Genomic DNA, 22,633 nt, shown 5'->3' on the forward strand with positions numbered 1-22,633 from the left:
AGGGCGATATGACGACATGACTTGCAGCGTCGGGTTTTTCAATAGCGTCCCCATCGCAGTGCTGTTCGTGACGGTGGGCTTGGGATACCTGATCGGCAAGCTCAAGGTCGGGCCGATCCAGCTGGGCGGAGTGTGCGGAACGCTCATCGTCGCCCTGCTGATCGGCCAGACGGGATGCCAGATCCGCGGCGAGCTGAAGGAGGTTGCGTTCGCCCTGTTCATTTTCGCCATGGGGTATTCGGGCGGCCCGCAATTCTTCGCCAACCTCAACCGCTCCAGCCTGCGCTATATCCTGCTGCCCATCATCGAGGCCTTGCTGGTGCTGGCGATCGTGCTGGCCGCCGTGCCTTTGTTCGGCCTGGACGCCGGCACGGCGGCGGGACTGGCGGCGGGAGCGGCGACCGAGTCGGCCGTGGTGGGCACGGCGGCGGAAGCGCTCAAGCACCTGGGGCTGGCCGACGCGGATGTCCAGCGCATGGAAGCGAATATCGCCACCGCCTATACGCTGACCTACCTGGTGGGCCTGATCAGCATCGTGTTCTTCACCAGCCAGATCGCGCCGGCGCTGCTGCGCATGAATCTACGCGAGGCTTCCAAAGCGCTGGAGGAAAAGCTGGGGGTGACCGGGGGGGAAATCGAGGAGGCAAACATGCCCACGCTGCCCCGGCTCGTCGGCCGCGCGCACGTGGTGAAGGACGTCGATGGCAAGAGCGTGGCCGAGGTGGAGTCGCAATTGGGCGGACGCACCGTCATCAGCCGCATCCTGCGCAATGGGGTAGCGGTCGACGCAACGCCCGATTATCTGCTGGCCACGGGCGACGTGGTGGTGGTGCTGGGCATGCGGCGGTTTGCGCTGCGCGCGGGGTCCGTGATCGGCCCCGAAATCCAGTTGCCCGAGGCGCACGTGGACGACCTGCAGCTGCGGGAGTTGGCCGTCATCGTCAACAAGAAGGCCGTCAACGGGCATACGATCAGGGAGCTGGCCAGGCGGCCGCGGGCGCAGCGCGCGCGCGGCGTCTTCGTGCAGTCCATCGTGCGCTCCGGCCATTCCCTGCCGATCACCCTGTCCACGGTGGTGCAGTACGGCGACCTTGTCACCTTGGTGGGCGCCGAGCCCGAGCTCTCGGAAGCCGGCGCGGCCCTGGGCAACGAGTTGCGGCGCAGCGGCGTCACGGACCTGGTGTTCCTGGCCTTCGGCATCCTGGCCGGCTTGCTGATCGGCAGCCTGAGCGCGCGGCTCTGGGGCATTCCCGTGTCGCTGGGCAGCGGAGGCGGGGCGCTCGTCAGCGGCCTGGTCTGCGGCTGGATCAACGCCAAGCGGCCCGCGCTGGGCCATATCCCGGACCATGCGGTGCAACTGATCAAGGACCTCGGCCTGGCGATCTTCGTGGCCTGTGTCGGCCTGTCGGCGGGGCCGGAAGCCGTGTCGCTGATCCGTGAGCATGGCGCCGTATTGCCGGTGATAGGCCTGCTGGTGTCGCTCGGGCCAGCCAGCCTGTCGCTTTGGCTGGGCCACAAGATCCTGAAGATCGAAGGGCCCTTGCTGGTGGGGGCGATAGCAGGCCAGCATGTGAGCACGCCCGCCATCAGCGCCATCCTGAGCTCCAGCGGCAGTTCGGTGCCGCTGCTCGGCTACACGGTGACCTACGCCATCGCCAACGTGCTGTTGCCCGTGCTGGGGCCGATCATCGTATCGCTGGCGCATCACCTGGGCTAGCGCCGCCCTGGGTCCAGCAACGTGCATCCCTGCCACGCCTGATCGTTGATCAGGCGTTTTATTTCATCCTTGCACATCGCCATGACTTGGCTTTGCGCCAGGGACGGGGGAAGGCTTTCGCTGGCGCACAGCACCAGTTCGCGCGACAGGCTGTCGTCCAGCGCGTGCGCCACGATAGATCCTTCCGCGATCTCGGGCTGGGCGGCGGAGCAGGGCAGGATGGTGGCGGCCATCGCGCTGCGCACGGCGGGGACCAGGATGGCCGAGGTGCTGGCTTCGGCGAACAGGTTGCAGGTCAGGCCGGCGGTAAGGAAGGCGTGGTCCAGCCGCGCCCGCAGCGTATTGGGCAGGCTGGGCAGGACCAGCGGCAAGGCGGCGAAATCCTCGATCGTCAACGTGCGGCGCGGCAGCGCGACGCTGGCGTGAGCCAGCAGGAAAAGGCTCTCCCTCAGGAGCGGTGTGCGCCGCAGCCCCTGCATGGGCTGCTGGTCCGGAGACAGGGAAAAGTCGATGCGTCCCTGCAGGACCAGCTTGGTCAGGTCCGCGCTGGGCACGTCGACGATTTCCAGCACCACCGAAGGCAGCTCCGCCTTGGCGCGGCGCATGAGCGGCAATGCCAGCATGCGCGCGGTACTGGAGGCCAGCCCTATCGATACCGTGCCGGTGACCTGATCGGCCGTTTTCGACAGCAGGCTGCGGGTGCTGTCGACCTGGCGCAGGATGGTCTGCGCGTGCCGGTACAACAGCAGGCCTTCCGCGGTGGGCTGCACGCCTTTGGCGCCGCGCACCAGCAGCGCGACGCCCAGGCCTTCCTCCAGCAGCGACATCTGCTGGCTGAGCGCGGGCTGCGCCACATGCAGGCTTTCCGCGGCGCGGGTCATGTTCTGCATTTCCACGACGCGGACGAAGTACTTGAGTTGGCGCAGATTCATGGAATAAGAAAATCTTATGGAAGAATCGGAAAATAGTATTTTCTATGCCTCTGAGGCGCTGCCTAGAATGGGTTTCGTATCAGAGGAGAACGATGAAATGAGTCTGCCATTGGCCGGGCTGAAGGTGCTGGATCTGACCCGGGCGCTCTCCGGGCCTTTCTGCACAATGATTCTGGGAGACCTGGGCGCCGAGGTCGTCAAGGTGGAACCCATGCCGGCGGGCGAGATGGCGCGGCAATGGGGGCCTTTCGACGATGATATAAGTGTTTATTATCTTAGTGCCAATCGGAGCAAGCAAGGCATAGGCGTCGATTTCCGCAAGCCGGAAGGGCTGGCGCTGCTTCGCAGGATGGCCCTGGCCTCCGACATCGTGGTCGAGAACTTCAAGGTCGGCACGATGGACGCGATGGGCCTGGGATACGCCTCGCTGGCGCAAGAACACCCCGGTCTGATCCTGGCCTCGATTTCAGGCTTCGGCAGCAAGGGGCCGGCCCGCGATTGGGCGGGCTTCGACCAGGTGGCGCAAGGCTATTCCGGATTCATGAGCCTGACGGGCACGCCGGAGTCGGGGCCGACGCGGGTGGGCGTCGCCATCGGCGACCTGACCGCGGGGATGTGGCTGGTGATCGGCATCCTGTCCGCCGTCGCGCAGCGCGCCTCGACCGGACGCGGGCAGCACGTGGAGACTTCCTTGCTGGCCGGGCTCATGGCGCTGCTCAGCGTGCAGGGCCAGCGCTATCTCAGCAAGGATGAGGTGCCAGAGCCCTGCGGCAACGTGCACCCCGTGATCGCGCCCTACGGCACGTTCGAAACCGCCGATGGGCCGCTCAACCTGGCGCCGGCGACCCAGGCGATGTGGGTCAAGCTCTGCTGCATTCTCGGGCTTTCCCACCTGGTGTCCGACGGGCGTTTCCTCACGAATGCCGAACGCATGCAGCATCGCTACGAATTGAAGCTGGAGCTCGAGGCGGGGCTCAAGCGCAAGACGCGCATGGAGTGGACGGCGCTGATGATCGAAGGCGGCATTCCCGCGGGGCCGATCAACACCCTGGAAGACGTGTTCGCCGATCCCCAGGTGCAGGCCTGCGGGCTGGTGAAGTCGCTGACGCATCCGGTGCTGGGCGAATTGCGGCAGGTGGGCCTGCCTCTGGGCCTGAGCGGCGCGGAAGCCGCAAGCCACCGCGCTCCTCCCATGTTCGGCCAGCATACGCGCGAAGTCTTCGCCCGCTATGGCATGGCGCAAGCCGAGATCGACCGCCTGCTGGCCGACGGCGTGGCGCATCAGGCGGAGGCCGCCGCATGACAGCCGCTTCCGAGACGCCCAGCCTGTCCGTGGATGGGCGCATTGCGACCATCCGCCTGCGCAGGCCCGCCCACGCGAACCGGCTCGGCCCGCAGGATCTGGACGTCCTCCGGGGCCATCTTGAAACGGTGAATGCCAATGAAGCGGTGCTGGTGCTGCGCATCGTTTCCGAGGGCAAGTATTTCTGCAGCGGCTACGACATTTCGTCGCTGGCCTCGGACAGCGCGCCCAGTTCGCTCTATTTCGGCCAGACCATGGACCTGATCGAGGCGGCGAGGCCGGTCACGATCGCCGCGGTCCAGGGAGGGGCGTATGGCGGAGGCACCGATCTGTGCCTGGCCTGCGATTTCCGCATCGGCACGCCGCAGGCCGACATGTTCATGCCGGCGACGCGCCTTGGCCTGCATTTCTATGCGGGCGGCATGTCGCGCTACGTGACGCGGCTGGGCCTGGCCCAGGCCAAGCGCCTGTTCCTGACGGCCGAGCGGCTCCAGGCCGACGAGATGCTGCGCATCGGATTCCTGACCGAGCTCGTGCCCGAAGATCGCCTGCATGACCGGCTGGATGCCCTGAGCGCACAGATTGCCGCGATGGCGCCGATACCGCTGTTCGGCGTGAAAGCGCAGCTGAACCGCATCGCGCGGGGGGACATCGACGAGGCCGGTATCGAACAGGCGGTATTGCGATCCGAGCAGTCGCAGGACCTGGCCGAGGGCGCCAAGGCCTGGAAGGAGAAGCGCGCGCCGAATTTCACCGGCCGCTGAGGCGGCCGGCGCTCAACGGAGGGCCGCGCCAGAAGCGGCTCCGAACCCACCAAAGGAGACTCCCATGAACCCCGCCATTTCCGCCTGCGGCGCCTTGCTCGCCGCTGCAGTCACGTTGTCCGTAGTGCCGAGCGGCGCACAAGCCGGTCCAGCGTATCCGTCCAAGCCCATTACCCTGGTGATAGGTTTTCCGCCCGGCGGGGGAGCGGACCAGGTGGGTCGCGTCTACGCGAACGCGCTGGCCAGGCAGCTCAAGCAGCCGGTCGTCGTCGAAAACCGGCCCGGCGCCGGTTCGACCATCGGCGCCAGCCTTGCGGCGCGCGCGGCCGCCGACGGCTATACCTTGTACCTGGGCAATTCCAGCGTCATGGGCAGCGATAGCGCGCTGTACAAGGTGGACTACACGCCGGATAACTTCGTGCCCGTAGCGCAGCTCACCACGGGCCCCATGGTCCTGATCGCGAATGCGAAGCTGGGGCTCAAGAACGTGCAGGACCTGATCGACCGGGCGAAGAGCAAACCGGGAACCATCAACGTAGCGTCGTCCGGCAACGGCGTCATCACCCATTTGGCGGCGGTCGAATTCATGACGCTTGCGGGCGTGAAACTGATGCACATCCCGTTCAAGGGGGGCGCCGCCGCGGCGCAATCCGTGGCGGCGGGCGACACCGATATCTCGTTCGCCACCGCGCCTTCGGCCAAGGCGGTCATCGATACCGGCAAGGTGGTGGCGCTGGCGGTAACGTCCGGCCAGCCTTCGCGGCTGTTGCCGTACCCTCCCATTTCGCAGACCGTGCCGGGCTACGACCTCTCCAACTGGTGGGGCGTTTTCGCGCCCAAGGGCACGCCGCCGGAGGTGCTCGATGCGCTGTTCAAGGCGAGCAACGCCGTGCTGGCGCTTGACGATGTGCGGCAGGGCATGGCGGCAGGCTACGAGGAAGTGACGCCGTCCACGTCGCTGGAAGCGTTCGGCGCGTTCGCCCGCAAGGAGGGAGGCAAGGGTTTAAGATTGGCCAAAGAGAGTCTAGATACTGCCAATTGACGGAGACACCATGCCCTACGCAACCCCATTGCAGGACTTCCGCTTTGCCTTGAAGGAACTGGCCGGGCTCGAAGAGGTCCTGAAACTGCCCGGCTTCGAAGAGGTGACGCCGGATCTGGTGGACGCCATCCTGGAAGAAAACGGCCGCTTCGTCGAGCAGGCCGTCGCGCCGCTGAACGTGCGGGGCGACACGCATCCGCCGGTCTGGAAAGACGGCCACGTCACGACCACCCCGGGGTATGCGCAGGGCTTCAAGGACTACGCGGCCGGCGGCTGGCAGGGCCTGCAGCATCCCGCGGCCTGGGGTGGACAGGGGCTGCCCAAGGTGGTGGCGGCCGCCCCGGGCGAGAACATCCAGGCGGCGAGCCTGGCCTTTTCCTTGTGTCCCATGCTGACCGACGGCGTGATCGAGGCCCTCCTGACCGTGGGCTCGGACGCGCAGCGCAAGCAGTACGTGCCGAACCTGATCGGCGGCAGGTGGACGGGCACGATGAACCTCACCGAGCCGCAGGCCGGCTCGGACCTGGCCCAGGTGGCGACGCGCGCGGTGAAGCAGGACGACGGCAGCTACCGGCTGACGGGCCAGAAGATCTTCATCACCTACGGCGAGCACGATCTGGCCGAGAACATCATCCACCTGGTGCTGGCCCGGACGCCGGACGCTCCTGCCGGGGTGAAGGGCATTTCGCTCTTCATCGTTCCCAAGTTTCTGGTGCAGGCCGACGGCAGCCCGGGCAAGCGCAACGACGTCTGGTGCGCCTCGCTGGAGCACAAGCTGGGCATCCACGGCAGCCCTACGGCGGTGCTGCTGTACGGTTCGGGCAAGGGCGAGGTGGGCGAGGGCGCCATCGGCTACCTGGTCGGCGAACAGAACCGCGGCCTGGAATACATGTTCATCATGATGAACGCCGCCCGTTATTCGGTGGGGCAGCAGGGCATAGGCGTATCGGAACGCGCCTACCAGCACGCCCTGGCCTATGCGCGCGAGCGCGTGCAGGGGCGGGCGGTGGAAGGCTCCGCCGGGCCCGTGGCCATCGTGCGCCACCCGGACGTGCAGCGCATGCTGATGACGATGAAGGCGCTGACCGAGGCGGCCCGCGCCGTCTCGTACGTGGCCGCCGCCGCCCATGACAAGGGCACGCATCACCCGGACCCGGAGCAGCGCGCGCGCAACCGGGCCTTCTACGAATACCTGGTGCCCATCGTCAAGGGCTTTTCGACGGAGAGCGCCGTCGAAGTCGCCTCGCTGGGCATCCAGGTGCACGGCGGGATGGGGTTCATCGAAGAAACCGGCGCGGCGCAGTTCTACCGCGATGCGCGCATCCTGCCCATTTACGAGGGCACGACCGCCATCCAGGCCAACGACCTGGTCGGGCGCAAAACGCAGCGCGACGGCGGCGCCACGGCGCACGCCGCCATCGCGGCCATGCGCGAAACGCTGCGCGCGGTCGAGGCCGAGGCGTCGGCCGCCGCGGCGGACGAGCGCGACGGGCTGCGGCTGTTGCGCGACAACCTGGACAGCGCCATCCAGGCATACGAGGCGGGCGTGGCGTTCATCCTGGAGCAGTCGGCGGCCAATATCCGGGCGGCCTATTCCAGTAGCGTTCCCTACCTGATGCTGGCGGGCGTGGTGCACGGCGGATGGCAGATGGCGCGGGCCGTGCTGGCCTGCCGCCGCCATCTGGCCGCCGGATCCACCGATCCCTTCCATGCCTCGAAAATCGCCACGGGCCTGTTCTACGCCGCGCACATCCTGCCGCGCTCGCTGGCCCTGTCGGCCGTCGTGCGCTCCGGAGTCGTGGCGGACGCCTGCGGCGCCGGCTTGAATATTGCATAAGGTTATATGTCTTGCGTATTTCCTCGGCTAAAGGTTTGATGGAAGAATCGTTTTCCAGGCGCTAATCTTCGCCAAGAGACGACTTCCCGCGTTGTCCGCCCCGGCGGGCAACCAGGCCTTCCCCAACCTGAATCCGCACACAGGAGACATCATGAGTCAACTACGCCTGGGCGATACCGCCCCCGATTTCGAGCAGGAATCCTCGGCTGGGCCGATCCGCTTCCATGAGTATCTGGGTAATAGCTGGGGTGTCCTGTTTTCGCATCCGGCCGATTTCACGCCGGTCTGCACCACCGAGCTGGGCTACACCGCCAAGCTGGCGGACGAGTTCGCCAAGCGCAACGTGAAGGTGCTGGCCCTGTCGGTGGACGACACCGATTCGCACACGCGCTGGATCGACGACATCAACGACACGCAGTCCACCAAGGTGAACTTCCCGATCCTGTCCGACAAGGACCGCAAGGTGTCCGAGCTGTACGACATGATCCACCCGAACGCCAATGCGACGCTGACCGTGCGTTCGGTGTTCATCATCGACCCCAACAAGAAAGTACGCCTGACCATCACGTATCCGGCCAGCACCGGCCGCAACTTCAACGAGATCCTGCGCGTCATCGATTCGCTGCAATTGACCGACAGCCACAGCGTGGCTACGCCCGTGAACTGGGAAGACGGCGACGACGTGATCATCGTTCCGTCCCTGCAGGACGAAGCCGTGATCAAGCAGAAGTTCCCGAAGGGCTACAAGGCCGTGCGTCCGTACCTGCGCATTACGCCTCAGCCGAATAAGTAAATTCGGAATTCGCGGGGCAGGCCCCCCGCGAGCCGCCGGAACCGCCGCCTTCCTCCTGGGGACGCGGCGGTTTTTTTTTCTCCCGCCCAAGCATGGGGAACTGCGAGCCCCGGAGAGAGGCGGCCGTTTTCCCATTGCTGGGACAGCTGTCCTATATGCCTGAGAGCGATGAGCAACGAAATAATGATTCGTTCCGTTCAGATCGGGCAACCCGCACACTTGCTTCCACATTGCCAGATACAGGGAGCAGGGATGTCTTTCAGGAAAGCCGGTTGGCTGGCCGCCTTGGCCGCAGTCACGTTGTCGTTTGCCGCGATGGCGCCCGCGCAGGCGCAGCAGAAGCAGACGCTGCTGAATGTTTCGTACGATCCGACCCGTGAACTCTATCGCGCCATCGACGACGCGTTCATCAAGCAATACAAGGAAAAGGCGAACGTCGACCTGACGATCCGCCAGTCGCACGGCGGCTCGGGCCGGCAGGCGCGCTCCGTCATCGACGGCCTCGAGGCCGACGTGGTGACGCTGGCCCTGGCCTACGACATCGACGCCATCGCCGACCGCGGGCTGCTCCCCGCTGACTGGCAGGCCCGCCTGCCGCAGAACAGCTCGCCCTATACCTCCACCATCGTGTTCCTGGTGCGCAAGGGCAATCCCAAACAGATCAAGGACTGGGACGACCTAGTGAAGGACGGCGTGCAGGTCATCACCCCGAATCCGAAGACCTCGGGAGGCGCGCGCTGGAATTACCTGGCCGCCTGGGCCTACGCGCTGGAGAAGAACGGCGGCAGCGAAGACAAGGCCCGCGCCTTCGTGGGCGACCTGCTCCGCCATGTGCCGGTGCTGGATACCGGCGCGCGCGGCGCTACCACCACGTTCGTGGAGCGCGGAGTGGGCGACGTGCTGCTGGCCTGGGAAAACGAAGCCTTCCTGGCATTGGAAGAACTGGGCCCGGACAAGTTCGACATCGTGGTGCCGTCGCTGTCCATCCTGGCCGAGCCGCCGGTCGCCGTGGTCGACAAGGTGGTGGACAAGAAGGGCACCCGGGCGGCCGCGCAGGCCTATCTGGAGTTCCTCTACACGCCCGCCGCGCAGGAGATCATCGCCAAGAACTATTACCGGCCCATCGACAAGGCGGTGGCCGCCAAGTACGCAAGCAAGTTCCCCCAGGTCAAGCTCGTGACCATCGACGACAGGATCTTCGGCGGCTGGCGCAAGGCGCAGAAGGACCATTTCAGCGACGGCGGCACGTTCGACCAGATCTACCTGCCGCAGAAGAAGTAACCCCATAACGATCGGAACGAAGGCCATGACTTCAGCCTCGACCCCGGCGGCAACCGGCGCGCAAGCGCCTTTTGCCTTTCGCCGCAACAGCCCCGGCGTGCTGCCCGGATTCGGCATCTCGATGGGCTACGCGGTGCTGTACCTGAGCGTGCTCGTGCTCATTCCGCTGGCTGCCCTGCCCATCAAGAGCGCGGGGCTGGGCTGGCAGGGCTTCTGGGACACGGTGGCCGCGCCGCGCGTCGTGGCCTCGTACCGCCTCACCTTCGGAGCCTCGCTGGTGGCGGCGCTGGTGAACCTGGTGTTCGGCACCGTCGTCGCCTGGGTGCTGGTGCGCTACCGCTTTCCCGGCAAGAAGATCCTCGACGCGCTGGTCGATCTGCCGTTCGCCCTGCCCACGGCGGTGGCGGGCATCGCGCTGACCGCGCTGTATTCCGAAAAGGGATGGCTGGGCGGCCCCCTGGCCGATTGGTTCGGCTGGAAAGTGGCGTTCACGCCGCTGGGCATCGTGGTCGCCCTCATCTTCATCGGCGTGCCCTTCGTCGTGCGCACGGTGCAGCCGGTGCTGGAAGACGTGGAACGTGAGATCGAGGAAGCGGCCGCCAGCCTGGGCGCCAACCGCTGGCAGACCATCCGCCGCGTGCTGCTGCCCATCATCCTGCCGGCCCTGATGACGGGCTTCGCGCTGGCTTTCGCGCGCGCGGTGGGCGAGTACGGGTCGGTGGTGTTCATTGCCGGCAACATGCCCATGGTGTCCGAGATCACGCCGCTTTTGATCATCGCCAAGCTGGAGGAATTCGACTATGCCGGCGCCGCCGCCATCGCCACGGTGATGCTGCTGCTGTCGTTCGCGCTGCTGCTCGTCATCAACCTGCTGCAGGGCTGGCAGTCGCGCCGCAACCTGGGGAGGCTCGCATGAGCGCGTCGGATCGTCCCGCCCACCTGACCGAGCCGCGCTGGGTGCGCGGCGTGCTGCTCGCCATCGCGCTGGGGTTCCTGGCGCTGTTCCTGCTGGTGCCGCTGGCCGCGGTGTTCGCCGAGGCCTTCAAGAAGGGCTGGCAGCTATACCTGGCCGCCATCGTCGAGCCCGACGCGCTGGCGGCGATCCGCCTGACGCTGCTGGTGGCGGCCATCGCGCTGCCGCTGAACCTGGTGTTCGGGGTTGCCGCGGCCTGGGCCGTCACGAAGTTCCAGTTCCGCGGCAAGCAGTTCCTGGTGACCCTGATCGATCTGCCCTTCTCGGTGTCGCCGGTGGTGGCCGGCCTGGTGTTCGTGCTGCTGTTCGGCACGCAGGGCTGGTTCGGCGGCTGGTTGCAGGACCACGACATCAAGATCGTCTACGCGGTGCCCGGCATCGTCCTGGCTTCGCTGTTCGTGACCTTTCCCTTCGTCGCGCGCGAGCTGATTCCCCTGATGCAGGCGCAGGGCAGCGAAGAGGAGCAGGCCGCGCTGACGCTGGGCGCCAGCGGCTGGCAGATCTTCTGGCGCGTGACGCTGCCGAACATCAAGTGGGGGCTGCTGTACGGCGCCATCCTGTGCAATGCGCGGGCCATGGGCGAGTTCGGGGCGGTGTCTGTGGTGTCCGGACAGATCCGGGGACTGACCAACACAATGACCCTGCACGTCGAGATTCTCTACAACGAATACCAGTATGCCGCGGCCTTCGCCGTGGCTTCGCTGCTGGCCCTGCTGGCGCTGGTGACGCTGGTGGCCAAGAACATCGTCGAGTGGCGCAACGCGCGCTTCCAGCAGGCCGCCGACCTGCCTGTCGAGCACCCCGGCCCGGCGGCCGCCATCAAGCCGGCGGTCGCCTGAGGCGGCCGGCACAGACGGAGACCAACATGAGTATCGAAGTCCGCAATCTGTCCAAGCGTTTCGGCGAGTTCCGCGCGCTCAACGATGTCTCGCTGCATATCGAGACGGGCGAGCTGGTGGCGCTGCTGGGGCCCTCGGGCTGCGGCAAGACCACGCTGCTGCGCATCATCGCGGGCCTGGAGTCGGCCGATTCCGGCAATGTGCTGTTCGCGGGCGAGGACGCCACCGCGGTGGACGTGCGCCAGCGCCAGGTCGGCTTCGTGTTCCAGCACTACGCGCTGTTCAAGCACATGACCGTATTCGAGAACGTGGCCTTCGGCCTGCGGGTCAAGCATCGCTCGCAGCGCCCGTCCGAGGACCGGATCCAGCGCAAGGTGCACGACCTGCTGAGCCTGGTGCAGCTGGACTGGCTGGCCGACCGCTATCCGGCGCAGCTGTCCGGCGGCCAGCGCCAGCGCATCGCCCTGGCGCGCGCCCTGGCCGTGGAGCCCAGGGTGCTGTTGCTGGACGAGCCGTTCGGCGCGCTCGACGCCAAGGTGCGCAAGGAGCTGCGGCGCTGGCTGCGCCGGCTGCACGATGAACTGCACGTGGCCAGCGTGTTCGTGACCCACGACCAGGAAGAGGCGCTGGAGGTTTCAGACCGTGTTGTGCTGATGAACGCGGGCCGCATCGAGCAGGTGGGCACGCCGCGCGAGGTCTGGGAAACGCCGGCCACACCGTTCGTCTATGGGTTCCTGGGCGATGTGAACCAGCTCCAGGGCGTGGCCACGCGCGGCGTCTGGAATGGCGCGGGGCTGTCGCTGCCGGCGCCCGAGCTGGCGCAGGCCGATGGCCAGCGGGCCACCGCCTACGTGCGGCCGCATGAGTTCGATATCGAACGCTATCGCGCCGGCACGGACGGCATTCCCGTGCGCCTGGCGCACGCATATCTCGCCGGGCCCAGCGCCTACCTCGAACTCGCCCGCGAGGATTCCTCCTCGCTGCTGGAGGCCGAGGTGCCCGAGACCCTGTACCGGGAACTGGGCCTGCGCGACGGTGAAATCCTCCTGGCGCGTCCCCGGCGGGCGCGCATTTTCGCGGTGCAAGCATGACGACTACCGACCTTTTTCCCGAACTCCATCCCGCGCTGGCCTTGCGCTGGCGCGAGCTGAACCAGCGCCTGTCCGACATCCGGCGGCGCTATCCCGATGCCGCGCTGGCCTCGTCGCTGGCCGCCGAGGACATGGTGCTGACGCATGCGCTCTATACCGCCGGCTCCGGTCTTGAGGTATTTACGCTGGACACGGGCCGCCTCCACGCGGAGACGCTGGGCGTGCTGGACGCGGTGCGCGAGCGCTACGGGCGCGAAGTCACCGTGTGCCGGCCCGACGCCCAGGCGGTCGAGCGGCACGTCGCCGAGCATGGCGCCTACGCTTTCTACGAAAGCGTGGATCTGCGCCGCGCCTGTTGCCAGATCCGCAAGGTCGAGCCGCTCAAGCGGGCGCTGGCCGGACGCGGCGCCTGGATCACCGGCCAGAGACGGGCGCAATCCACCACCCGCGGCGAACTGCCGCTAGAGGAAAACGACGCCGTCTTCGGCCTCCACAAGTTCAATCCCCTGGCCGAATGGAGCGAGGAAGAGGTCTGGTCCGTCATCCGCGCGCTGGGCATTCCCTACAACCCGCTGCACGACCAGGGCTACCCGTCCATCGGGTGCGAGCCCTGTACGCGCGCCATCCGTCCGGGAGAGGACCTCAGGGCCGGGCGCTGGTGGTGGGAGTCCTCGGACTCCAAGGAATGCGGCCTGCATGCGGGCAACCGGATCATCCCTGTCGTGGCGCGCGTCGAGTGACGCCGCCCATGAATTCGAAATCTGTCTTAGTGGAGTAGTCATGTCTGCCGTCATCCAACGCAGCCACCTCGATTGGCTGGAATCGGAAGCGATATTCATCCTGCGCGAGGTCGCCGCGGAAAGCGAGAAACCCGTCCTGCTGTTCTCCGGCGGCAAGGATTCCGTGGTGCTGCTGCGCCTGGCCGAGAAGGCCTTCCGGCCGGGGCGCTTTCCGTTCCCGCTGATGCACATCGACACCGGGCACAACTTCGAAGAAGTGATCGCCTTCCGCGACAAGCGCGCGGCCGAGCTGGGCGAGACCCTGATCGTGCGCAGCGTGGAGGATTCGATCGCGCGCGGCAGCGTGGTGCTGCGCCGTGAAACCGATTCGCGCAATGCCGCGCAGGCCGTTACGCTGCTGGAGGCGATCGAGGAGTTCGGATTCGACGCCTGCATCGGCGGCGCGCGGCGCGACGAGGAAAAGGCACGCGCCAAGGAGCGCATATTCTCGTTCCGGGACGAATTCGGACAATGGGACCCCAAGGCCCAGCGCCCCGAACTGTGGAGCCTGTTCAATACGCGCGTGCATCGCGGCGAGAACATGCGCGTCTTCCCGATCTCCAACTGGACGGAGCTGGACGTGTGGCAGTACATCCAGCGCGAACGCCTGGCGCTGCCTTCCATCTACTACAGCCACGAGCGCGAGGTGGTGCGCCGCAAGGGCCTCCTGGTGCCCGTCACGCGGCTGACGCCGCCGCAGGACGGCGAACAGGTCGAGCGCCTGCCGGTGCGCTTCCGCACCGTGGGCGATATCTCCTGCACCTGCCCGGTGGCCTCCGACGCCGCCGACGCCCTGGCCATCATCGCCGAGACGGCGGTAACGGACATCACCGAGCGCGGCGCGACGCGCATGGACGACCAGACTTCCGAGGCCTCGATGGAGCGCCGCAAGAAAGAAGGCTATTTCTGATTGCACAAGACGCCGGCGCCTGCCGGCGGCAAGGGACGCACATGAACGCATTGAACGATTCTTTCCTTTCCGGCGCCGACACGGGCGTGTTGCGCCTGATCACCGCGGGTTCCGTGGACGACGGCAAATCCACCCTGATCGGCCGCCTGCTGTACGACAGCAAGGGCGTGTTCGCCGACCAGCTGGATGCGATCTCGCGCGCCAAGCACAAGCGGGTGGCGGGTGACGGCATCGATTTCTCGCTCCTGACCGATGGCCTGGAGGCCGAGCGAGAGCAGGGCATCACCATCGACGTGGCCTACCGCTACTTCTCCACGCCCACGCGCAAGTTCATCATCGCCGACGCGCCGGGGCACGAGCAGTACACGCGCAACATGGTGACGGGCGCGTCGACGGCGGACGTGGCGGTCATCCTGATCGACGCCACCCGGGCGGCCGACGGCAGGCTGCTGCCGCAGACCAAGCGCCACAGCACGATCGCGCGCCTGCTGGGCATCCAGCACATCGTGGTCGCGGTCAACAAAATGGACCTGGTGGGTTGGGACCGCGGCGTGTTCGAGCGCATCCGCGACGCTTATGCCGACCTGGCGGCCAAACTCGGTATCGCGCATTTCGACGCGCTGCCGCTGTCCGCCCTGAACGGAGACAACGTCGTCACGCTGTCTCAGCAAACGCCGTGGTATGACGGGCTGCCTTTGCTGACGCTGCTGGAATCGCTGGATCTCGCCAGCGACGACCGCGGTGCGCCGCTGCGCTTGCCTGTGCAATGGGTGGCGCGCCACGATGGCGATCGCAAGAATGATTTCCGCGGCTATGCCGGACGCGTGGCCAGCGGCGTGCTGCGTCCGGGCGACGAAGTCGAGGTGCAGCCTTCCGGCGTGAAAGCCGTGGTGCGCGAAGTGCGGGCCTTCGACCGCGCCTTGGACGAGGCGGTGAAGGGCGATTCGATCACGCTGGTGCTGGATCGCGACGTGGACGTCTCGCGCGGCGATGTGATCGTGCATGCGTCCGCGCCCGCGCAGGTCGCGCGCGAGTTCGAGGCCGAGCTGTGCTGGCTGGATGCGCAGCCATTGAATCCGGCGCGCAAGTATCTGCTGAAGTCCGGCACGCGCCTGACTTCCGCGAAGATACGGGCGGTGCTGTCGCACCGTGACATCCATGAACTGCAGGAAGTGGAGAACACCGAAGGCACGCTGCGCATGAACGACATCGGTCGCGTGACCTTCACGACGCGCGATGCGCTGGCGGTCGATCGCTATGCCGATGTGCCGGCGACCGGCGCGTTCATCCTGATCGATGAAGCCACGCATCAGACCGCGGCGGCGGGCATGCTGCGCTAAGCCTCAAGCAGCCCGGGAACAACGCTTTCCCGGGCCGTTGTTTTGCTGTTGTTTTTTTGCTAAACCCAGTATTGGCGCGGGTTTGCAGGCGATATCGCCTGGTGAAATCGATTTGTCCGGACGACGCCCGCGTCTTGCGGTAAAGTGGGGTTGTCTTACGAAAAGGCTTTTGGTGCTTGTCAAAACCACTGTGTTTTTGTACAGTAGTTTTCATGGCACGCACCGATCATTCTTTTCCCGCCGGTTCTGGGTCCCCGGCTGCCGCCCCCGCCGCCTTGCGCGGTCGGGGTGCGGTTACTAATGTTCGGCATCGCTTTCAGCGCGATGACCGCGTGCAGGTCGACGACGGCTGGTCCGGCTCCGGATTGCCCGCCGACTTCATAGATTCCGTCCCCGATAATTTTCCCAGCGACGCGTCCAGGGTCATTCCCATCCTGCCCGACACGCGCCAGGCCCCCCCCGCCCCCAAGACCACGGTCACGGCGGAGCAGGCCCGCAAGATGCTGTCGCGCAACGATTCGCCCGACATCCCGTTCGAAGTCGCGATCAACCCGTACCGCGGGTGCGAGCATGGCTGCGTATATTGCTATGCCCGGCCCACGCATTCCTACCTGGGCTATTCCCCCGGGCTGGATTTCGAAACGCGCCTGGTCGCCAAGGCCAACGCCGTCCAGGCCCTGCGGGCCGAGCTCAGCCGTCCGGGGTACAAGCCGTCGCCCATCAATATCGGGTCGGCCACGGATCCTTACCAGCCCATCGAGCGTGACTGGCGCCTGACGCGCGGCCTGCTCGAGCTCATGCTGGAAACCCGGCATCCGCTCACCATCGTGACGAAGAACGGGCTGGTCGCCCGTGACCTGGACCTGCTCGCAGCGCTGGCCGAACAAAAACTGGTGGTGGTGTACATGAGCATCACCACGCTGGATGCCGCCATGGCCCGCACGCTGGAACCTCGCGCGGCGGCGCCATGGCGCCGCCTGGAGGCCGTGCGCAGCCTGACGGACGCGGGCGTGCCGGTTGGCGTGCTGGTGGCTCCCATCATTCCGTTCATCAATGACGAATCCATGGAGCACATCCTCCAGGAATCCAAGGCGGCGGGCGCGCATTACGCCAGCTACACCGTCTTGCGCCTGCCGTGGGAGGTCAAGACCCTCTTCGAGGATTGGCTCAACGCCCATTTCCCCGACCGCGCCCAGCGTGTGCTGCATCGCGTCGAAGACATGCGCAACGGGCGGCGCAACGATCCCAACTTCGGTTCACGCATGCGCGGAACCGGCGTCTGGGCCGATCTGCTGCGCCAACGTTTCGCGGTGGCCACGCGCAAGCTGGGGTTGAACCGGCATCGCCTGGCCCTGGACTGCAGCCGTTTCCAGCCTCCGGCCGGCGCTCCCCGCCCGGCGGCTACCGATTTCCCATCCCCGGCTGGCGCGCAAGCGTCTTCAGGGGTCCCTTTTCATGGCGTATCGCCCGCTGCAGGCGGCGCGCAAGGGCGCATGACGCGCCAGTTGCGCGCCGTGGCCGCAGGCCAGTTGTCATTGTTCGATTGACCGCGGGCTGTGCGCCGCGGAGGGTTGCCAGGGCGCTGCGCCCCGGCGCTGGATCGCCTTTTCAAGGAGTTCTCATGAACACCGCTGATATTTCCGTCCTCTCGGATGAGCTTGTCGTCTCGCTGAACCCGCTGCGCCGGGGCGCGCATCGCGCCCGCGCCGTTTGCGCCAGGCTGGCGGGCCTGGCCTTGCCCTGGACTGCCTCGGCCGGCACGGATGCCCGTCAGCGCTCGCGCTCCGGTGCCACGCCCGCCCGTTGGCCGTTTCCGCCGGCGCCGTCCGACGAAGGCCTGTTGGCCGGCGAAGCGGCAGCGGCTCCGGCGGCCATGCCGACGCCTGTGGGCCGCCCCGTTTCCCGGGCCATCCCTCTCGCACCCAGCATGCCGGCGGCGCCCGCCGTGCGCGAATGCAGTCTGGGCAACGCCACGGCCGAACCTGTAACGGCAGGCATGACCCGCAAGGCGATGCTGATCGATGTGGCGATGGTGCTGGCGTGGGGCGCCATCATCCCCGGGCTGATGTGGCTGGGGGCGGCCGCCGGTTTCTGAGCGGCCTTGGTGTTTCAGAAGCAGGAGCGTTCCGGCGGATTGCCGGCGCTCAGGTGGATCCCAGCAGAACCACGCCCACCAGGATGGACAGGCAGCCGGCCAGGCGGCCGGGGCCCACTTTCTCGCGCAGCAGGAACATGCCCGCCAGGGTGCCCAGCATCATGGACATTTCGCGCGCGGGGGCAACCAGGCTTAGCGGCGCGCCGTTGCGCAAGGCGTACAGCACCAGGATGTAGCCCAACGGAGACAGCAGGCCGACCGCCAGCGCCAAATGCCAGTGTCCGCGCATGGATTCCCAGGCTTGGGCCCGGCGGCTCGCCATGTGAGGAGCCATCATTGCGGTGCGCGTCACGCAGGTGAACCAGTCGAACAGCACGGGGCTGATCAGCAGCACCTTCACACCGTAGGCATCCACCACGGTGTAGGCGGCGATGAAGAGGCCGATCACCATGCCCCAGCGCACGCCGACCCAGGCTTGCGCCTGCTTGAAAATGGTCAGGCGCCCTTGGGTGGCGATGAGCAGCACGCCAATCACGACGCACAGCATGCCGGCAATGCCTGTGCCGGTGGCGGGTTCGCCCAGCAGCAGAAAGGCGCCGGTCGTGGAAAGCAGGGGCCCCGTGCCGCGGGCAATGGGATAGACCACCGACAGATCGGCCACCTGGTAGCCGCGTTGCAGGCACAGGCTGTAGCCTAAATGCAACAGGCTCGAGGTCAGGATGGCGCCGACCACGGGCCAGGTCCAGGTCATGCCGTCGTGCATCAGCACCCAGACGACCCATGGCGCATACAGCACCGACGCGCATAGGCCATAGGCGAATACGAATGGAGCGCCCACCATGGCCGCGCGCTTGGCAAGCAGATTCCACGTTGCGTGGGCCATTGCCGCCAGGACGACCAAAATCAGGGACGAGTACGACATGAGGGGGGAAAAACGCGCCGTGTGACGTGTTTGTTACAGAAAGCGGAAGGTTACCGCAAACGGCTGCGGGAAGGGGCATGTTACCTGAGGCTAAAGCAAAATTTTTGGTGTAGAATCATTGGTTTGCCAAATCTCATCCTCTGCTTGCGGCACATGCATCGGGGTCCTGCCTAGCGCCGGGCGGCCATGCACCAAGCGAGACAAGGCGCCGGTCAGCGGCTTTATTGCTTTCCGACGTTCTCGCGAACAACATCGAACGGCAAAAGTTTCAGCCCGCAACGACATGATGATCTAGGAGTTCTAATGAACCTTATCGCTATCCTGGAACAGGAAGAAATCGCCCGCCTGACCGGCGGTGTGGCCAAGCCTGAATTTGCTCCCGGTGACACCGTCATCGTGAGCGTGAACGTCGTTGAAGGCACCCGCAAGCGCGTGCAGGCTTTCGAAGGCGTCGTCATCGCCAAGCGCAACCGCGGCCTGAACTCCGCGTTCACCGTGCGCAAGATTTCGTCGGGTGAAGCCGTGGAACGTACGTTCCAGCTGTACTCGCCGCAAATCGCCGGCATCGAAGTCAAGCGCCGCGGCGACGTGCGCCGCGCCAAGCTGTACTACCTGCGCAACCGCTCGGGCAAGTCGGCACGTATCAAGGAAAAGCTGGTCAGCAAGCAAGCCTCGGCGGCTTGATCGCTTATCGGCACACGGCCCTACCAGTGTCGGACGCATACGCCTTCCCGCGTTTTCGTCCGGCACGGGTTTCCGGGTTAAAAAGGCACCTGCGAGGGTGCCTTTTTCTTTTCAAAAAGCCGTATGTCTGATTCCTCGTCTTCCCCGCGGCCCCGACGGCCGCTGGCGCGTCCCGGCTTCGACCCGGCGACGCAACCATGGGTGCTGGCCAACGAGTCCCTGCCGGCCGTGCCCTCCCGCCTGCTTACTCCGGATTCCTTGCGCGGCACGCTCAGCCAGCCATCCACGTGGACGCTGGAGTTGTCGCGGGATACCGATCTGCGCTATCCGGGGCGTGAAGGCGTGCCGGTTCCGGCCGCGGTGCTGATTCCGCTGGTGGCGCGCGACAACGGCGTTTCCATCATGCTGACGCAACGTGCCGCCCACCTGCACGACCATGCGGGCCAGATCAGTTTTCCGGGCGGCCGCATCGAACTCAGCGATTCGACCCCCGAGGCCGCGGCCCTGCGCGAAGCGCAGGAGGAAACCGGCCTGCCGGCCAGCTATGTGGAGGTGCTGGGCAGCATGCCGCCGTATCTGACGGCGACGGGCTTTTCCATCATTCCCGTGGTGTCGCTCGTGCGGCCCGGATTCGATCTGGCGCCGGATGCCTTCGAGGTGGCCGAGGTGTTCGAGGTGCCGCTGTCTTTCCTGATGGACCCCGCCAATCACCGCCTGTACGAGGCCCGCCTGGAGGACGGACGGGTGCGCCAGTACTACGGCATGCCCTATGGGAAGTACTTCATCTGGGGTGCCACGGCCGGCATGCTGCGCAATCTGTACCATCTGTTGCGCCACGGCTTCAAGCCGCGTTGATCTGCTGATCCGCGGGAGGGGGGCTGGAACCTGGTCGGTGTGTGGCGTTGTATCGCGTCTGACACCCGCCTCGGTTCCTGTTCCCGTGCCGCCGGCCACGTCGGGCACCTATATCAATAGCGCTGCTGCCCGGCCAGGTTTTCTTCCAGGATGCGTTCGTACAGCGCGTAGCGCGACGGATCGATGGCGCCCGCCTGCAAGGCGGCCACCACGCCGCAGCCCGGTTCGTGACGGTGGGTGCAGTTGTAGAAACGGCACTGTTCGATCGGCCCGGTGAATTCCGGGAAGCCTCGGATGATGTCTTCGCGGCTGAGGTGCTGCAGCCCGAAGGCCTGGAAGCCCGGGGAATCGATCAGGTCGCCGCCCGGGGCGGGCAGGTGATAAAGGCGGGTGCTGGTCGTGGTGTGCTTGCCCATGTCCAGCGCGGTGGAGTGTTCGCGCGTGGGGGCGGCGGCGTCAGGCACGAGGGTGTTGAGCAGCGTCGACTTCCCCATGCCGCTTTGGCCGAGCAGCAGGCTGGTGTGTCCGGCCAGGCGCGGCGCCAACATCTCGTGCACCTTTTCGGGCTCCAGCGCGCTGAGCTCGATCACGTCCACGCCCAGCGCCACGATCGGCGCCAGCCGCGCGCGCGCAGCTGGCAGCTCGTCGGCAAGGTCCGTCTTGTTCAGGATGACGAGCGGCGAGATGCCGGCGCTCCACGCGCCCGCCAGGGCGCGCCCGGTCAGGTCGTCCGAGAAAGTGGGTTGCACGGCGACGACGATCAGCAGCTGGTCCACATTGGATGCGAACTGCTTGGAGCGCATTTCGTCGGAACGGTACAGCAGGTTGCGGCGGGGCAGGATGGCATCGATGGCGCCTTCGTCCTTGCCCTGGGGTGTGATGCGCACGAGGTCGCCCACGGCGGCTCCGGCCTTCTTGCCGCGCGGAAAGCATTTGCGCAGCGTGCCGTCGGCAAGTTCCACGGTGTAGTGGCGCCCGTGGGCGGCGATGATGCGGCCCTCGTTCGGCCCGGCGGCCTGCGCGCCGGCGTGTTGCCCGTTCCGGATGGCGCCCTTGGGGCGGCTCGGGCCGCTCATGCGGCGGCCGCCATCAGGTGGCGGATGCGCACGGCGGCAGGGGGATGGCTGTCGTAGAAGGCGGAATGCACGGGGTCGGGAGTCAGTGTGGCGGCGTTGTCGTCGTAGAGTTTGACCAGCGCGGAAACGAGTCGTTCCGGCGAGCTTTGCTCGGCCGCGTAGCGGTCGGCTTCGAACTCGTCGCGGCGAGAATACCAACTGGCCAGGGGCGTGAGCATAAAGGTGAATACGGGAATGACCAGGAAGAACAGCAGCAGCGCCATCGCGTCGTTGCGTCCGCCCAGTTGCGGCACCACTCCCAGACCCACATAGAACCAGGGCTGCTGCGAAACCCAGCCCAGGATGGCGAAGAACGCCAGCGCGGCGGCGAAGCTGAATACGATGCGCTTGATGATGTGGCGCTTGGCGAAATGGCCCAGCTCATGCGCCAGCACGGCCTCGATCTCGTCGCCGTCCAGGCGGGCAAGAAGCGTATCGAAGAATACGATGCGGCGCGAGCGCCCGAAGCCGGTGAAATAGGCATTGCCGTGGGCGGACCGGCGCGAGCCGTCCATGACGAAAAGGCCGTTCAGCGCGAAGCCGCAGCGCTGTGCCAGGCGCTGGATGCGGCCGGCCAGTTCCGGGTCGGACAGCGGGGTGAATTTATTGAAGAGCGGGGCGATGAACATCGGATAGACGATCAGCAGCGCCAGGTTGAATGCCGTCCAGAGCGCCCAGGCCCAGATCCACCAGTACGCGCCGGCGCTGCCCATCAGCCAGAGCACGGCCGCGGCCAGCGGCAGGCCGAGCACCGCGGCCACCGCCAGGCCCTTCAGGGCGTCGGCGGCGAACAGCCCGGGCGTCATGCGATTGAAGCCGAAGCGGGCTTCCAGCCTGAACTGCCGCCACAAGGTGAAGGGCAGTCCCAGCAGGCCCAGCAGCAGCGCCACCGCGACCAGCAACAGCATCTGCCGGATAAAGTCGTTGCTGGTAAGCTGGCCTACCATCAGGTCGATGAACTGCAGCCCGCCCATCAGGGTCAGGCATACCAGCAGGATGGCGTCGTAGGTGCGTTCCAGCATCCCCAGCTTGACCCGCGCCACGGTGTAGTCGGCCGCGCGCTGATGGCTTGCCAGCCCGATCCGGGGTGAAAACTCCGGCGGCACCTGGTCGCGATTGAGCGCGACGTGGCGGATCTGCCTGGACGCCAGCCAAAGGCGCACGGCAATATCGGTCAGCAGGAAGGCAACGAACAACAATGTGAACATGGGCGATGCGGCTTGCTCAGTAGGTATGTGTGTATGCGAAAATCGCGTGTTTTACTGCCGGGTATCCTCTACCGCCGGGCCGCCTCAAGGTAAAAGCAAAAGCGCTTCGTCGGGGCGGCAAGCCGAAGGCGCGGCGTGGGGGGGCTATTCCTA

Annotated in this window: 21 protein-coding genes; 17 read left to right on the plus strand and 4 right to left on the minus strand. The window is 66.3% G+C overall.

What is annotated here, in order from left to right; all coding sequences use genetic code 11:
* The first annotated feature begins 16 nt into the window (after positions 1-16).
* The gene (gene aspT / locus JL37_RS07465) at positions 17-1,717 is read left to right on the plus strand and encodes an aspartate-alanine antiporter (RefSeq protein WP_043543008.1); all 1,701 of its coding nucleotides are present in this window, start codon (positions 17-19) and stop codon (positions 1,715-1,717) included.
* Here the strand turns inward: aspT and JL37_RS07470 are convergent.
* The gene (locus JL37_RS07470) at positions 1,714-2,649 is read right to left on the minus strand and encodes a LysR substrate-binding domain-containing protein (RefSeq protein WP_043543009.1); all 936 of its coding nucleotides are present in this window, start codon (positions 2,647-2,649) and stop codon (positions 1,714-1,716) included. The genes aspT and JL37_RS07470 overlap by 4 nt on opposite strands.
* 97 nt (positions 2,650-2,746) lie before the next feature.
* On the opposite strand from JL37_RS07470, the gene JL37_RS07475 reads away from it, so the two are divergent.
* The 14 genes from JL37_RS07475 to JL37_RS07540 all read left to right on the plus strand — a co-directional run bounded on the left by JL37_RS07475 (position 2,747) and on the right by JL37_RS07540 (position 17,696).
* Positions 2,747-3,952 (plus strand): CaiB/BaiF CoA-transferase family protein, encoded by a 1,206-nt coding sequence (locus JL37_RS07475; RefSeq protein ID WP_043543010.1) that lies wholly within the window; start codon positions 2,747-2,749, stop codon positions 3,950-3,952.
* Positions 3,949-4,716 carry an enoyl-CoA hydratase/isomerase family protein gene (locus tag JL37_RS07480; protein WP_043543011.1) on the plus strand — a complete coding sequence of 256 codons (768 nt, stop codon included), beginning with the start codon at positions 3,949-3,951 and terminating at the stop codon, positions 4,714-4,716. Before JL37_RS07475 ends, JL37_RS07480 begins: the two co-directional genes overlap by 4 nt.
* A 64-nt stretch (positions 4,717-4,780) precedes the next feature.
* A complete protein-coding gene (locus JL37_RS07485; protein ID WP_043543012.1) occupies positions 4,781-5,758 on the plus strand; it encodes a tripartite tricarboxylate transporter substrate-binding protein in 978 nt (325 codons plus the stop codon).
* 10 nt (positions 5,759-5,768) lie between these two features.
* Positions 5,769-7,595: an acyl-CoA dehydrogenase gene (locus tag JL37_RS07490; RefSeq protein WP_043543013.1), complete on the plus strand. Its 1,827-nt coding sequence runs from the start codon at positions 5,769-5,771 to the stop codon at positions 7,593-7,595.
* A gap of 151 nt (positions 7,596-7,746) precedes the next feature.
* Positions 7,747-8,388 (plus strand): peroxiredoxin, encoded by a 642-nt coding sequence (locus tag JL37_RS07495; protein WP_043543063.1) that lies wholly within the window; start codon positions 7,747-7,749, stop codon positions 8,386-8,388.
* 315 nt (positions 8,389-8,703) lie between these two features.
* Positions 8,704-9,669 (plus strand): sulfate ABC transporter substrate-binding protein, encoded by a 966-nt coding sequence (locus tag JL37_RS07500; RefSeq protein WP_231570313.1) that lies wholly within the window; start codon positions 8,704-8,706, stop codon positions 9,667-9,669.
* 25 nt (positions 9,670-9,694) lie between these two features.
* Positions 9,695-10,585, plus strand: a complete 891-nt coding sequence (gene cysT, locus JL37_RS07505; RefSeq protein WP_043543015.1) for a sulfate ABC transporter permease subunit CysT — start codon at positions 9,695-9,697, stop codon at positions 10,583-10,585.
* Complete coding sequence (gene cysW, locus JL37_RS07510; protein WP_043543016.1) at positions 10,582-11,481, plus strand: sulfate ABC transporter permease subunit CysW; 900 nt, start codon at positions 10,582-10,584, stop codon at positions 11,479-11,481. Before cysT ends, cysW begins: the two co-directional genes overlap by 4 nt.
* A 26-nt stretch (positions 11,482-11,507) precedes the next feature.
* Positions 11,508-12,572 carry a sulfate/molybdate ABC transporter ATP-binding protein gene (locus JL37_RS07515; protein ID WP_043543017.1) on the plus strand — a complete coding sequence of 355 codons (1,065 nt, stop codon included), beginning with the start codon at positions 11,508-11,510 and terminating at the stop codon, positions 12,570-12,572.
* Complete coding sequence (locus JL37_RS07520; RefSeq protein WP_081954995.1) at positions 12,569-13,312, plus strand: phosphoadenylyl-sulfate reductase; 744 nt, start codon at positions 12,569-12,571, stop codon at positions 13,310-13,312. The genes JL37_RS07515 and JL37_RS07520 overlap by 4 nt, the downstream gene beginning before the upstream one ends.
* 40 nt (positions 13,313-13,352) lie before the next feature.
* Positions 13,353-14,261, plus strand: a complete 909-nt coding sequence (cysD, locus tag JL37_RS07525; RefSeq protein WP_043543018.1) for a sulfate adenylyltransferase subunit CysD — start codon at positions 13,353-13,355, stop codon at positions 14,259-14,261.
* 41 nt (positions 14,262-14,302) lie between these two features.
* Positions 14,303-15,601, plus strand: coding sequence for a sulfate adenylyltransferase subunit 1 (locus JL37_RS07530; protein ID WP_043543019.1), 1,299 nt, complete (start codon positions 14,303-14,305; stop codon positions 15,599-15,601).
* 212 nt (positions 15,602-15,813) lie between these two features.
* Positions 15,814-17,148, plus strand: a complete 1,335-nt coding sequence (locus JL37_RS07535) for a PA0069 family radical SAM protein (RefSeq protein WP_043543020.1) — start codon at positions 15,814-15,816, stop codon at positions 17,146-17,148.
* A 74-nt stretch (positions 17,149-17,222) separates the two neighbouring features.
* Entirely contained in the window at positions 17,223-17,696 is a 474-nt protein-coding gene (locus JL37_RS07540; RefSeq protein ID WP_043543021.1) for a hypothetical protein, read from the plus strand.
* 49 nt (positions 17,697-17,745) lie between these two features.
* On the opposite strand, the gene JL37_RS07545 is transcribed toward JL37_RS07540, so the two are convergent.
* Positions 17,746-18,618 (minus strand): DMT family transporter, encoded by an 873-nt coding sequence (locus JL37_RS07545; protein WP_043543022.1) that lies wholly within the window; start codon positions 18,616-18,618, stop codon positions 17,746-17,748.
* Positions 18,619-18,921: 303 nt separating this feature from the next.
* Here JL37_RS07545 and rplS point away from each other — a divergent pair, with 303 nt between their 5' ends.
* A complete protein-coding gene (rplS, locus tag JL37_RS07550; protein ID WP_043543023.1) occupies positions 18,922-19,302 on the plus strand; it encodes a 50S ribosomal protein L19 in 381 nt (126 codons plus the stop codon).
* 123 nt (positions 19,303-19,425) lie between these two features.
* Positions 19,426-20,157 (plus strand): CoA pyrophosphatase, encoded by a 732-nt coding sequence (locus JL37_RS07555; protein ID WP_043543024.1) that lies wholly within the window; start codon positions 19,426-19,428, stop codon positions 20,155-20,157.
* 113 nt (positions 20,158-20,270) lie between these two features.
* Here the strand turns inward: JL37_RS07555 and rsgA are convergent, their stop codons facing one another.
* A complete protein-coding gene (rsgA, locus tag JL37_RS07560) occupies positions 20,271-21,233 on the minus strand; it encodes a ribosome small subunit-dependent GTPase A (RefSeq protein ID WP_052096925.1) in 963 nt (320 codons plus the stop codon).
* Positions 21,230-22,480, minus strand: a complete 1,251-nt coding sequence (locus JL37_RS07565; RefSeq protein ID WP_043543025.1) for a M48 family metallopeptidase — start codon at positions 22,478-22,480, stop codon at positions 21,230-21,232. Before JL37_RS07565 ends, rsgA begins: the two co-directional genes overlap by 4 nt.
* Positions 22,481-22,633 lie beyond the last annotated feature (153 nt).

The organism is Achromobacter sp. RTa, assembly GCF_000757485.1.
Taxonomy (GTDB): Bacteria; Pseudomonadota; Gammaproteobacteria; order Burkholderiales; family Burkholderiaceae_B; genus Achromobacter.